At 53.2% G+C, this 13,545-nt stretch carries 11 protein-coding genes; 6 read left to right on the top strand and 5 right to left on the bottom strand.

Going from position 1 to position 13,545, the window contains the following annotated elements; translation table 11 throughout:
• The first annotated feature begins 173 nt into the window (after positions 1-173).
• Positions 174-929, top strand: a complete 756-nt coding sequence (locus HV127_RS04860) for an IclR family transcriptional regulator (RefSeq protein ID WP_110274930.1) — start codon at positions 174-176, stop codon at positions 927-929.
• A 43-nt stretch (positions 930-972) separates the two neighbouring features.
• Here HV127_RS04860 and HV127_RS04855 read toward each other — a convergent pair whose 3' ends face one another.
• The 3 genes from HV127_RS04855 to HV127_RS04845 are packed head-to-tail and all read right to left on the bottom strand — an operon-like array spanning position 973 to position 4,968.
• Positions 973-1,878, bottom strand: a complete 906-nt coding sequence (locus tag HV127_RS04855) for a dihydrodipicolinate synthase family protein (protein WP_181484627.1) — start codon at positions 1,876-1,878, stop codon at positions 973-975.
• 43 nt (positions 1,879-1,921) lie between these two features.
• Entirely contained in the window at positions 1,922-3,637 is a 1,716-nt protein-coding gene (locus HV127_RS04850; RefSeq protein WP_110274932.1) for a dihydroxy-acid dehydratase, read from the bottom strand.
• On the bottom strand, positions 3,634-4,968 hold the full coding sequence (locus HV127_RS04845) for an MFS transporter (protein ID WP_181484629.1): 1,335 nt from the start codon (positions 4,966-4,968) through the stop codon (positions 3,634-3,636). The genes HV127_RS04850 and HV127_RS04845 overlap by 4 nt, the downstream gene beginning before the upstream one ends.
• 337 nt (positions 4,969-5,305) lie before the next feature.
• On the opposite strand from HV127_RS04845, the gene HV127_RS04840 reads away from it, so the two are divergent.
• Entirely contained in the window at positions 5,306-6,430 is a 1,125-nt protein-coding gene (locus HV127_RS04840) for a glycerol dehydrogenase (RefSeq protein WP_182235146.1), read from the top strand.
• A gap of 68 nt (positions 6,431-6,498) precedes the next feature.
• Here the strand turns inward: HV127_RS04840 and glpD are convergent, their stop codons facing one another.
• Positions 6,499-8,007 carry a glycerol-3-phosphate dehydrogenase gene (glpD, locus tag HV127_RS04835; RefSeq protein WP_182235145.1) on the bottom strand — a complete coding sequence of 503 codons (1,509 nt, stop codon included), beginning with the start codon at positions 8,005-8,007 and terminating at the stop codon, positions 6,499-6,501.
• 205 nt (positions 8,008-8,212) lie between these two features.
• Between glpD and glpE the strand changes: the two genes are divergently transcribed.
• From glpE to HV127_RS04820, 3 genes are read left to right on the top strand one after another with little or no spacing between them, the layout of a single operon-like run.
• Positions 8,213-8,542, top strand: coding sequence for a thiosulfate sulfurtransferase GlpE (gene glpE / locus HV127_RS04830; RefSeq protein WP_110274936.1), 330 nt, complete (start codon positions 8,213-8,215; stop codon positions 8,540-8,542).
• 59 nt (positions 8,543-8,601) lie between these two features.
• Positions 8,602-9,432, top strand: coding sequence for a rhomboid family intramembrane serine protease GlpG (gene glpG / locus HV127_RS04825; RefSeq protein WP_110274937.1), 831 nt, complete (start codon positions 8,602-8,604; stop codon positions 9,430-9,432).
• Positions 9,433-9,451: 19 nt separating this feature from the next.
• Positions 9,452-10,210: a DeoR/GlpR family transcriptional regulator gene (locus HV127_RS04820; protein ID WP_110274938.1), complete on the top strand. Its 759-nt coding sequence runs from the start codon at positions 9,452-9,454 to the stop codon at positions 10,208-10,210.
• Here HV127_RS04820 and rtcR read toward each other — a convergent pair.
• A complete protein-coding gene (gene rtcR / locus HV127_RS04815; protein WP_182235144.1) occupies positions 10,192-11,790 on the bottom strand; it encodes an RNA repair transcriptional activator RtcR in 1,599 nt (532 codons plus the stop codon). The two genes, HV127_RS04820 and rtcR, sit on opposite strands and share 19 nt — an antisense overlap.
• Before the next feature lie 188 nt (positions 11,791-11,978).
• On the opposite strand from rtcR, the gene HV127_RS04810 reads away from it, so the two are divergent.
• Positions 11,979-13,532, top strand: coding sequence for a TROVE domain-containing protein (locus HV127_RS04810; protein ID WP_182235143.1), 1,554 nt, complete (start codon positions 11,979-11,981; stop codon positions 13,530-13,532).
• Positions 13,533-13,545 lie beyond the last annotated feature (13 nt).

Below are 13,545 nucleotides of genomic sequence, written 5' to 3'. Positions count from 1 at the left end.
GTTAAACCTTGAGAACGGGGCCAAACGGCCCCGTTTTTTATCGTGGTATATTCGTGGGTATGCTGATATTCGTCTGCTGAATCTATTAGCAGCATTTGGTCTCTGTTATGGAAAAAGGGTTGAGTACTGGTGTATAGTATTAGCAGAAAAATTCATAATTAATTGATAATAATATGAAAAAGATTACAACATCTATTCCGGCCCTCGATAAAATCATGCGCGTATTTGCTTATCTTCTGGAGTGCGATGGCGCAACGTTTACCCAGATCCATCAAAATTCAGGGATTGCGAAAAGCAGTACCTCATCTTTGCTCAATGGCATGGTGGAACACGGGTTATTACGCCAGGAAAAAGACAAGTATTATCTGGGGTTACGCCTGTATGAATTAGGTAATAAAGCGGCGGAACAGTACGACATTAAAAAAATCGCGTTACCGATTCTTGAAGAGATTCGCGATAACACCGGCCTGACCTGCCATCTCGGCGTTCTGGAAGGCGATGCCCCCATTTATCTTTTGAAAGTCGAAAGCCCACAGGCTATTGTGATTCGAAGCTGGGAGGGCAAGCGCCTCTCATTACATAGCTCAGGGCTGGGGAAGGTACTGATTGCATGGCTTAGCGGGGAAGAGCTGGAAGAATTGCTGCCTCCAGATCAGATATTAACGCGTTTTACGGATACGACGATCACGGATGTGAATATCCTTAAACAGGAGTTAGCCGGAATTCGCCGCCGCGGCTGGGGTTATGATAACGAAGAAGACTCCCTTGGCGTGCGCTGCATTGCGGTGCCGGTATTCAATGCGCAGGGGAAAGTGATTGCCGCCCTGAGCGTATCCGGCGTTGCGTTCCAGATCCCCGATGATAAACGCGAGTCGCTTGCTACGCTGATGATGGATGCCAGCCGTAGCCTGACGCGCCTGATGTGCTGAAATAAAAAAACATAGCGGGCAAGAAGCCCGCTTTCGTCATCGCTTAAAGTCCCGCACGCTGTAAGACCTGCTTCAAATTCGAAATATGTTCTTCATTTGCCGGCAAAACGGGGGGCATTACGTGAGTTGAAATATCGACTCCGCTAAGCTGAATTGCCTTTTTGATTATCCCGAAGAAAGGTGAATCCAGGCTGTAAATAGTGGAAAGCGCGGACAGCCTGCGCTGTAATCCGAACATTATCTCATACTCTTTTTCACACCACGCGCGGTAGATCCCGCAGGTTAGCTGCGGCGCAAAGTTCGCTGTCGCTGGGATCCCGCCGTTGCCGCCTAAGATAAGTGTATCCATCATATATTCATCATAGCCGGAGAAAATAACGAAGTCCGGACGCGCTGGCCTGACATTATTGATGATTTCACGAATATGGCTGATATTATCAACGGTATCCTTAATACCGATAATATTGGGGTGATCTTGCGCCAGCCGGGTAATTAAATCAACGCTAAGGTCCTGTCCCGTCAATGCTGGAAAGTTGTATAGAATGACCGGGCTTTTTATGTTATTAGCCACGGTTTTGAAATGATGATAAATATACTCATCGGTCAATCTGGCATAGTAGGGATTGAGTACCAGCACGGCATCGACTTCGAGCCGGTCGGCATGCTGACCATACTCAATCACTTCCTGCGTGCTGGTGCTGCTAATACCTAATAGTACTGGAATGCGGCGGTTAATATGACGGACGCAAAACTCTGCGGTTTCCAGACGCAGCGCATTGGTCATATGGCAAAATTCCCCCCCGCTGCCCAGCAGTAATACGCCATTGACCTTGCTTGCAATAAGATGATCCAGCAAGGTCGCCATGCCGACTTTATCTAACTCTCCCTGCGCATTAACAATGGTCGGGACTGGCGGAAATACGCCGTGAAATTTTGTAATCTGAGTCATGTATTGATCCTTAAAACAGGCGAGCCGTAGCCCGCCAGGGATATTATTTAAGCCAGGCTCCGGCCATTAATGATGTTGCATTAGCGGTGAATTGTTTAAAGACGCCGCGACGGTTTGAATAATCAGGTTTCTTCCAGCTTGCTCGACGGTCTTCAAGGCAGCGGCGTATTTCCTCTTCTGTTTTAAACACTCCGTCGATCCCTACGATATTGAGCTTACGGCCTTTCACATCCATTTCGATTAAATCACCATCTTCCACCAGGGCAATCGGCCCGCCATCAGCGGCTTCTGGCGAGACGTGTCCGACACATGGCCCGCTGGTCGCTCCAGAGAAACGACCGTCGGTAATCAATGCGACTTTTCCGTCGAGGCGTTTGTCATACACTATGGCATCGGTTGTCATCAGCATTTCCGGTGCGCCAGAGCCTTTTGCGCCTTCGTAGCGAATGAAAATGACGTCGCCGGGTTCGATATGGTTATGGATGATGGCCTGTTGAGCGTCTTCTTCGGAGTTAAAGACCCGAGCAGGACCGGTATGGTGATGCATATCCGGCGCACAGGCCGCATATTTAATGACCGCTCCTTCAGGCGCGATGTTGCCTTTCAGTACCGCAATCGACCCTTTTTTGGTGGCATTTTCTGGTTTCCGGATCACCTCCTCTGGGCTGACTTTGTAATTGTTGAGGTAACCGTGGTTGCGGGTAAAGAAGCCGGATTGATGGAGCATTTCCAGGTTGTCGCCGAGCGTACGGCCAGTCACGGTAAGAACATCAAGATCCAGATAATCGCGTAGATACCATTGCACCATTGGCACGCCGCCTGCGAACCACATCATTTCGGTAACGTATTCACCGCTGGGCTGAATGTTGGTCAGATAAGGGATTTCATTATTGATCCGATCAAACAGTTCGGGCTTCAGCTCCCATCCGAGTTCATGAGCGATGGCCGGAAGGTGGATCATCGCATTGGTGCTGCCACCAATAGCGGCATGGACTTTGATAGCATTTTCAAACGCCGCAGGAGTTAGGATCTTATGGGTGGTGATATTTTTCTCCGCCAGATACAGCGCCTGGTGGCCTGCGGTTCTGGCAACGCGGCGAATTTCCGCAAGGGTCGATGGCAGCAGAGCGCTACCAGGCAGAGCCAGCCCCAATGCCTCCGACATGCACTGCATGGTACTGGCCGTTCCCATAAACTGGCAGGCTCCGGCGGTGGGACAACCGCATTGCTGCATTGCTTCCACTTGCTGAATGCCGATTTCGCCTTTCTTCAACTTAGCGGTGATCCCGCCTAGGTCAGAAGTACTCATATTCGGTGCCGGACGCATAGAACCGCCGGGAATATGCAATAGCGGTAGATTCAAACGTGCGGCGGCAATCAGATGCGCCGGGATAGATTTATCGCAGCTTGAGATCAGAATTCCGGCATCATAAGGCACCACTGAGGCATGAATTTCGACCATGTTGGCAATGGCTTCGCGAGATGCCAGAATGTAGTTCATCCCATCGTGGCCCTGACCCCAGCCGTCGCAGATATCCGTCACATGGTGACGGACCGCACGACCGCCGCTTTCATGAACACCCAGTACGGCTTCATCGCCCAGTTGGTTAAGATGGAAACTGCCCGGATGGCTTTCGCCATAGCAATCATCCACCAGGACCTGCAGTTTATTGACATCTTCTTTGCTGTAATTCATTCCAAGACGCAGAGCGTCGAGCTGTGACCACAGATCGCGAGCATGCTGACATTTCTGGCTCATTTGGCGATTCCTTCCTGTTTAAGTGACGCACCCGGCGTCGAGGTGTTAGGCGTGTTGCTGCTACCTGCAGGACGAGCGGTAACAGAAGGCAAGCTGAAAAGCAGTCCAACGGCGATAAGCAGGGCGGCAACCAGTACGGTCATACCTGCTGTTTGCGAGAACGTCACCGTTAACAGCCCTACGAGGTACGGACCGATAAAGCCACCGATGTTGCCCAGGGCGTTGATCGTACCGCGCACGCCGCCCAGAACGTTGGGGGCGAAGAGTAATGGTGGCAGCGTCCAGAATGGACCGGCATAGGCTTGCAGGAAGAACCCGCAAATAACCATCATGCCGTAAGCGAGCCAGACGTTATCTTTCAGTAATAAGGAGAGGGCGAGGCAGACCGCGAAACCCAGCAGAGGAATAGCCGTGTAAAGGCGGCGATTCATTGTTTTATCACACCATTTGGCGATGTAATACTGACCGATAATGCACAGAACGTAAGGCGCCGCGGTGAGTACCCCAACGATGGTCATGCCGCTGCCGGTCAGGTGTTTAATCAGATTTGGCATCCACAGTGCGAAGCCATAGAATCCGACCTGTACGAAGAAATAGATACCGACAAGCTTCCACAGGTTGATGCTTTTTAATACGCCACGAATGCTGCTTTGCTCTCCGCCAATACTCAACGCGCGATCGGCCAGCAATTTTTGTTCGATCCAGGCGCGCTCTTTCGGATCTAGCCACTTTGCCTGATGCGGGTGATCGGAAACCAAAGGTAGCCAGACAAAGAGCAGTCCCAGAGAGAGCAAGCCTTCGATGATAAACATCTCCCGCCAGCCGTATGTTTCAATAAGCCAGCCGGAAAGCGGCCCGGTAATGATAGAGGCGACGGCCAGGTTCATCTGGAAATAGGCGATAGCCCTGGCGCGCTCCTCATTTGGGAACCAGTGACCAATCAGTGCCAGAATGGCGGGATACACGGCACCTTCCGCCACGCCGAGCACAAAGCGAATGATCAACAACTGCGTCGATGTCTGAACAAAACCGGTCAGCAGGGCAAAGCCACCCCAGGCGACGATTGTCCAGGCAATCAACTTTTTGGCGCTTAGCCGCTCGGCTATCTGACCGCCGGGAATTTGCAGGAAGATATAACCAATAAAGAAGATCCCGGCGACCAGGCCAGCAAAAGAAGCAGTCATGCCTAAATCTTCATCCATGCCGCCTGCAATCCCAATGGCGATATTGGTCCTGTCCATATAGGCCACGATATAAACGAGGATCGTGGCTGGAATAATATGCAGCCAGCGCCCTCGTGTGGTCGGTTTCTCTATTTCAATGCTCATCATTGCATCCCTTTAGTATCAAAAATTATGTTCTGCATATGGAACTGTTGTTCTGTATATTGATACTATGCCGACGTATTCATACAGCGTCAATTCCATACTCTAAGGAAGGTTATATTTTGTGATTTGCTTCAAAAATGAACGGAGATAAGGTGAGAAAGAGTGGGTAACCCAATGGAAACTGCGCATTGGTCTAATACGTAGCCAAAATTGTGCGCTGCCTCACAGGATAAAATTATGCTCTCACCTGGTCATTGTGCGTTCAGAATAAACAGCATTAAATTCTTTATGTGGAATTTGTGTTCTGTATATTGAACTTTAATGTTTTTAAGGAGAAACAATGGTTACTACCGCGATCTTTCCGTCACGATATGTTCAGGGTAAAGGAGCATTGACAACGCATCTCCCGCAGGAATTGGCCGCACTCGGTCATAAGGCGCTGATTTTGCAGGATCCTGTTGTTTACAGCACCTACCGGGATGCGGTTGCAACAGCACTGCACGGGGTGATTGATTTTGATATCGAAGTGTTCAGTAGCGAATGCAGTGATGAGGAAATTGCTCGCATCTCCGCACGTGCGCATGAAATTGGCGCCGATGTGATTGTTGGTATGGGGGGCGGGAAAACCCTGGATACGGCAAAAGCAACCGGTGCCAGCCTGCGGCTGCCTATTGCCGTGGTTCCTACACTGGCCTCAACGGATGCGCCCTGCAGTTCACTGGTTGTTATCTATACACCAGAAGGGGAATTCAAACGCTACCTCATGATTCCACGTAACCCGACGCTTGTGCTGGTGGACAGTAGTATTATTGCTGCCGCGCCGGTACGCTTTTTGGTTTCTGGGATAGGCGATGCGCTAGCAACCTGGTTTGAAGCGGAAGATTGCCGCATCAAAGGGGCAGGCAATATGACCACCAGGCCAGGACCGATGACTGCATTTGAGCTGGCGCGCTTTTGCTACACCACCTTGATGCGCTATGGGCGCCTGGCGAAGCTTGCCTGTGAACAACATCAGGTTACTCCGGCGCTCGAACATGTTATCGAAGCGAATACGCTATTATCCGGGCTCGGTTTTGAAAGCGGTGGGCTGGCGGCAGCGCACGCCATTCATAACGGTCTGACGGTACTGCCCGCCACGCACAAATACTGGCATGGGGAAAAAGTTGCGTTTGGCACACTGGCAATGCTCATGCTCACCGATAGAGCGCCTGAGCTCATAGAGGAGGTTTATCAGTTTTGCGAAGATATTGGCTTGCCCACCACGCTGGCGGATATTGGTCTGGCTGGCGTTAGCGATGATGAACTGCTGGCCGTTGCCAGGGCGTCTTGTCAAATAGGGGAAACGATGCACAACGAGCCGTTTACCATTACGCCGGAGGCCGTGCAGGCGGCATTGCGGGCCGCCGATGCCGTTGGTCAGGCGCGGAAAAAAGCTGCCATCGCTTCGGCCTCTGGCGGAAAGTGACTCAGGAAAGTGTCCGTTAATTAGCATAAGGGGGATAAGTTCCCCCTTTTATCGTGTTTGATGTAAATTTACGACGCCAGCGACAGCTCAGACTTTCCCACGTGCTGCGCCAACCATTCGCTGATGCGAGCCTGCTGCTCGGCCGTTAGCCACATTCCCTGCTTGGTTCGCCGCCATATCGCATCGTCCAGGGTTCTCACCCATTCATGTTCGACCAGGTATTTAAGTTCCGCTTCGTAAAACTCGTGACCAAAATCTTCGCCGAGATCGGCAAGTGACGTGGCTTCACCAAGGATCCACTCGCTATTGCTGCCGTAGGTTCGGGTGTAGTGGCGCGCCATTGACTCGCTGATAAATGAGAAGCGACGGCGCAGCTTTGCCGCATAATCATCACGGTCGCTCCCGATATCGCCACCGGGCAGAACGGCGGTTTTGGTCCATGCCGGGCCGATACCTTTGTAGTAAGGCGTCAGTTTCTCCAGCGCGTGTTCGGCCAGCTTACGATAGGTGGTGAGCTTGCCGCCAAACACTGACAGCAGCGGAGCCTGCCCGTTCTCATCATGAATATCGAGAGTATAATCGCGGGTGATCGCCTGCGGTGAGTCTGATTCGTCATCGCACAGCGGACGGACGCCGGAGTAAGTCCAGACGATATCATCGCGAGAGAGCGTCTTTTTAAAATGCGCGTTATAGACGTTCAGCAGGTAGTTGATCTCTTTGTCATCGATCGCCACGGCTTTCGGATCGCCGTTGTACTCAACGTCGGTGGTACCGATTATTGAGAATTCGTCCATCCACGGGATCACAAACACGATGCGTTTATCTTCGTTTTGCAGAATGTAGGCCTGCTTCTGGGTATGCACGCGCGGCACGACAATATGGCTACCCTTAATCAGGCGGATGCCATAGGGCGATGGTAGATGCATACCGTCGTCGAAGAATTGTTTGACCCACGGGCCGGTGGCGTTCACCAGACCGCGCGCCTGCCAGCTGAACTTCTCGCCGCTATCAATATCTTCCGCTTCAACAATCCACAAACCATTCTCGCGCTTTGCGGAAATAGCGCGGGTACGCGTACGCACTTCCCCACCTTTACGCACGACCATTTGGGCATTGGCCAGCACCAGACGCGCATCATCAACCCAGCAGTCGGAATATTCGAAACCGCGCACGATTTCAGGTTTAAGTACCGATTCCGAGCCAAAACGCAATCCAGTTGAGCTGGGTAAACTGGTGCGCTTGCCCAGATGATCGTACATAAACAGACCGATGCGGATCATCCAGGCCGGGCGCAGGTGCGGGCGATGCGGTAAACGAAAGCGCATCGGAAAGGCGATGTGCGGAGCCATTTTTAACAACACTTCACGCTCGGCCAGCGCTTCGCTCACCAGGCGGAATTCGTAGTGTTCAAGGTAGCGCAGCCCGCCGTGAATCAGTTTTGAGCTGGCGCTGGACGTGGCGCTGGCCAGGTCGTTTGCCTCCAGCATCAGCACGGATAAACCACGCCCTGCGGCGTCTGCCGCGATACCGGCACCGTTGATGCCTCCTCCTATCACAATCAGATCTTTGGTTTCCACGCTCGCTACCTCTTACACTTTCGTTTAAGTTCACAAATGTTCGATATCGCTCAATATAGCAAACAATCGCGTCATTGGTAACATCAAAAAAACATTTCAGAGTGATGTGCGTAACATATTGGCGTTTATTTACCGCCTGGCTGTACACTAGACGTTAAAATCGCGAGCGCTTATCAGCCGCCTGCCTATATAGAGAAGAGAGCATATGGATCACTTTGAATGTATTAACGTAGAAGAAGCCCACCAGAAAATGCATCAGCAGACGGCGGTGCTGGTGGATATTCGCGACCCGCAGAGCTACGCGATGGGGCATACGCCGGGCTCTTTTCATCTGACCAACGATACGCTGGGTGCGTTTATGCGCGATAACGACTTTGAGACGGCCGTTATGGTGATGTGTTATCACGGTAATAGCAGTAAAGGCGCCGCGCAGTATCTGCTTCAGCAGGGCTACGACAAGGTGTACAGCGTGGATGGCGGATTTGATGCCTGGCATCGGCATTTTCCGGCGGAAGTCGCGCATGGCGCGCTTTAGGCGTTAGCGCAGGTTATGGCTATAATATCCCCCTTTGTGTGGAATAAGCGATCCGCTGCATGTTAATGATTACCTCTTTTGCCAACCCTCGCGTGGCCCAGGCGTTTGTCGACTATATGGCGACGCAGGGGATTATTCTGACTATCCAGCAGCATACGCAGAGCGATGTCTGGCTTGCTGATGAGAGCCAGGCCGGGCGGGTTCATGCCGAGCTGGCCCGCTTTCTGGAAAATCCTGCCGATCCGCGCTATCTGGCTGCCAGCTGGCAGTCGGGGCACACCAACAGCGGCCTGCACTATCAGCGTTTCCCCTTTTTAGCGACGCTTCGCCACAACGCCGGGCCGTTTACATGGGGGATTTTATTCGCCTGTATTGCAGTGTTTGTGCTGCAAACGGTTCTTGGCGATCAGCCGGTTATGCTACTGCTGGCCTGGCCCTACGATCCTTCGCTGAAATTTGAAGTCTGGCGTTACTTTACTCACGCTTTCATGCACTTCTCGCTGATGCACATTCTGTTCAACCTGCTATGGTGGTGGTACCTCGGCGGAGCGGTGGAGAAGCGCATTGGCAGCGGAAAGCTGGTGGTGATTACCGTGATCAGCGCCCTGCTGAGCGGCTTTGTTCAACATCAGTTTAGCGGTCCGTGGTTTGGTGGCTTATCGGGTGTGGTCTATGCGCTGATGGGCTATGTCTGGCTACGCGGCGAACGCGATCCGCAAAGCGGCATTTTTTTGCAGCGCGGCTTGATACTCTTCTCTTTAGTATGGTTAATTGCTGGCTGGTTTGACGTTTTCGGCATGTCGATCGCAAACGGTGCCCACGTGGCTGGTCTGGCGACCGGGCTGGCGATGGCGTTTGTTGATACGCAGAATGTGCGAAAGCGAACGTAGAGACTCCCAGGGATATTTCATGAAACAAACACAACGTCATGACGCGATTATCGAGCTGGTAAAAAAACAGGGATACGTCAGTACTGAAGAGCTGGTTGAGCAGTTTGCCGTCAGCCCGCAGACCATTCGTCGCGATCTGAATGATTTAGCCGAACAAAAAATGATCTTGCGCCACCACGGCGGCGCGGCGCTGCCTTCCAGTTCGGTGAACGCTTCCTGGCACGACAGGAAGTCGACCCAAACCCAGGAGAAAGAGCGTATTGCCCGCAAGGTGGCGAGTGAAATCCCTGACGGCGCGACGCTGTTTATCGATATCGGCACCACGCCTGAAGCTGTGGCCCATGCGTTGCTGAACCATAACGACCTGCGCATCGTCACCAATAACCTCAACGTCGCTAATACGCTGATGGTGAAAGAGGATTTCCGCATTATTCTGGCGGGCGGCGAACTGCGCAGCCGCGATGGCGGTATTATCGGCGAAGCGACCCTGGACTTTATCTCCCAGTTCCGCCTTGATTTCGGCATTCTCGGCATCAGCGGCATTGACAGCGATGGTTCGCTGCTCGAGTTTGATTACCACGAAGTGCGCACCAAGCGAGCGATTATTGAAAACTCGCGCCACGTGATGCTGGTTGTTGACCACTCTAAATTTGGCCGTAACGCGATGGTCAATATGGGCAGCATCAGCATGGTCGATGCAGTCTACACCGACGTGATGCCGCCAGCTGGTGTGCTGAAAGTGATAACCGACAACAACCTTCAACTGGAGCTGTGCTGATTCTTCAGCGTTTCCCAGGTCAGGCCAAAGCGCGCGAGATATTTTCGCAGCCGGTCTGCATCGTTGATGGTGGCTTTACCGAGGCGTGAGACGTTAAAGAGCTGGCGTCCGGCATCGGAAATGGTTTTTGCCTGCTGACATACGACAATGACGTTTTGCAGATGCAGTCGGTCGAACAGGTCCAGATTTTCCGCCTCCGCCCCTAATAGCGCATCGAGCACTGAGGGGCGGTTATCATTCCAGCTGTAGCGCAGGCGCTCAATCTCATCTTCTACCGTGTTTACCGTGATGCGACCGTTGTCCGCCAGGGTTGCCATACGGGTGACGCTGGCGGAAAGCTCGCGGAAATTGCCGCTCCACGCCGCCTGCGGTGAGGTGGCGAAGGCCAGCCAGGCGCGACGTGCTTCGGTGTTGAAGCGCACGCTATCGCCAGTCAGCGTGGCATGACGCTCAATTTCATAATCGAGGTTCGGCTCGATATCTTCCTGCCGCTGGCGCAGACCCGGCAGTTCAAACGTCCACAGATTGATACGCGCATACAGATCCTCGCGGAATTTACCCTGGGCAACCAATTGGCGTAAATCGCGCACGGTACCGGCGATAAGCTGAAAATCACTGCTCACCTGCTGGTCGCTGCCGAAGGGATAAAAGCGTTTTTCTTCAATAGCTTTGAGCAGCATCGCTTGTTCATCTGCCCCCAGTTCGCCAATCTCATCGAGAAAAAGCATCCCACCGTTCGCGCTGCGTAGCAGACCGGCACGCTCTTCCCGCGCGCCGGTAAACGCCCCTTTGACATGACCAAACAGCGTCGACATTGCGGTATCGCCACGCAGAGTCGCGCAGTTCACCTCAACAAACGCGCCGCTAAACTGATGGCGTGCCAGCTTTAATTCATAGATGCGGCGGGCCAAAAATGATTTGCCCGCGCCGGTCGGGCCGTTAAGCAACATGGGTGAACGGGAGCGGATGGCGACGCGCTCAATATGCTCGATCATGCGGTTGAAATGCGGATTGCGGGTCTCGATACCGGATTTCAGGAAGTTAAGCGTCTCTTCGCGCTCCTGGGCAAAGCGGCTGGCGATATCGTTGTAACGACTGAGATCGAGGTCGATGATCGTCACTTCGCCCGTGCTATGCGGCTTATCTTTCTTGCGCGGTGGTGAGGTCTGGGCTAACCGCGCCGGGAGATAGCGTGCTTCGGCCAGTAAAAACCAGCAGATCTGGGCGACGTGGGTGCCGGTAGTGATGTGAATCAGATAGTCTTCATCTTCAGGATGGAACCTGTGGCTGCGGGCGAAATCATGCAGGCAGGCGTAAACCTCTTCGAAGTCCCATGGATTGCGGATGGCTATCTCGACGCCAATGACTTCCGTTTCCGGCGATACGCTGGCGATATCCTGTTTTAAGGTTTCAAACAGCCCCCGCGAACGCGCGTCGTACAGCAACTCAAGGCGATGGACGACTAACGTTTCCTGTTGGCACAGGCTTAAGGTTGGTCGCCATTTTTCCCAGCGCTGGCTGCCGCGGCCAACATAATCCAATACCGTACCGACAAAACCGAAGGCTACCGTTTTGCGCATCTTAGATTTCCTTATAAAAGACGATATTTAATTATCGTCTTTTGGCTTCTGCCGCGCAGCGGTTTTTTCGTTAAAACGAAGATAAAAATAATTAATTCATAAAAATCAATAAAATATAATTATTTTTAAAATCTGGCACGGTGGTTGCAATAGTCATGGCATGGAGAATAACGGAAATGGGAAGACAGATGGCTAATCCACTTTTGTTCCGTTCACTGTTACGGGACGCGCCGCTGGCAAATGCGCAAAACCACGAACGTGCAGCGGCTTTTGCCTTCACCCCGCGCCATAAGCTGGCGCAGATGGTGATGACCGGCTGCATGAACGAGACCTTTTATGCCAGCGCTCAGGCACAGCTCAGTGATGTTCTGGAGATAGCGAAAGACCTGGACGATCTGTTTCTCGCGAAGCTGGCGATTTATGGCCGCGAGCGGGGAATGATGAAAGATATGCCCGCGTTGTTGACCGCACTTTTGGCGGCGCGAGGTTCGGCGCTGCTGCCGGTGGTGTTTGCGCGAGTAATTAACAATGGTCGGATGCTGCGTAACTTCGTGCAGATATTGCGCAGCGGCGTCACCGGTCGGCGCTCGCTGGGCACGCGGCCGAAGAAGCTGGTTCAGCGTTGGCTACAGGAGGCCAGCGAAGAGCGCTTATTGCAGGCTTCGGTAGGCAACGCACCATCGCTGGCGGATATCGTGAAGATGGTGCACCCGCGTCCACAGGCTCCGTGGCACGACGCTTTCTTTGCCTGGCTAATTGGCAAGCCGTGCGACAAAGCGCAGTTGCCGGAGAAAACGCAGGCGCTGCTGGCGTTTCGCGAAGGTCGTGAAGGCGCGGCCTTACCGGATGTACCGTTTTTACTACTGACTCACTCGCCGCTAAGTACTGAACAGTGGGCACTGCTGGCCCAGCGGATGAGCTGGCAAACGCTGCGTATGAATTTGAATACCCTGGCGCGTCACGGCGTGTTTGAGGATGCAACGCTTGCCGCCAGCGTGGCGAAACGGCTGGCGGACAGGGCGCAGGTGCGTCAGTCCTGGGTCTATCCTTACCAGCTGCTGTCGGCGTGGAGCAATCTGCAAAGCAGCGTGCCGCAGGTTATCGGCGAGGCCTTAGAGCAGGCAATGGAATACGCGCTGGAAAACGTGCCACAGTTTCGCGGCAACGTGGTGGTTTGCCCGGACGTGTCCGGGTCGATGCGTTCACCGGTAACTGGCCATCGCCAGGGGGCGACCAGCAAAATTCGCTGCGTGGACGTTGCCGGGCTGATTGCCGCCACCGTGCTGCGTAACCACCCGCAGGCCCGCGTGTTGCCGTTTGAATGCGATGTGGTGAACGTTGCGCTTGATGCTAAGCAGTCGGTGATGCACAACGCGCAGAAGCTGGCGGCGGTGGGCGGTGGCGGCACCAACTGCTCCGCGCCGCTGCGCAAGCTGCTGGCCGAACGGGCACGAGTGGATCTGGTGATTATGGTGTCGGATAACGAATCCTGGATGGATAAGTCGCGCCACGGCTCGACGGCCACCATGGAGTGCTGGGTTGAACTGAAAAAACGTAACCCGCTGGCGCGTCTGGTGTGCATCGACCTGCTGCCTTACGGCACCACCCAGGCAATGGAACGGGGCGATATTTTAAACGTCGGCGGTTTTAGCGACGAGGTATTTACGGTGATTGATAACTTTGTTAACGGTCGCTACGGCAGCGAGCACTGGCTGGAAGAGATCGAGTCTGTGGTGCTGTAAAGAGTATTCAGCG

The organism is Klebsiella sp. RHBSTW-00215, from assembly GCF_014103785.1.
Taxonomy (GTDB): domain Bacteria; phylum Pseudomonadota; class Gammaproteobacteria; order Enterobacterales; family Enterobacteriaceae; genus Klebsiella.
The sequence above is the reverse complement of the archived record's forward strand: the minus strand, read 5'-3'. Positions and strand labels throughout refer to the sequence as shown.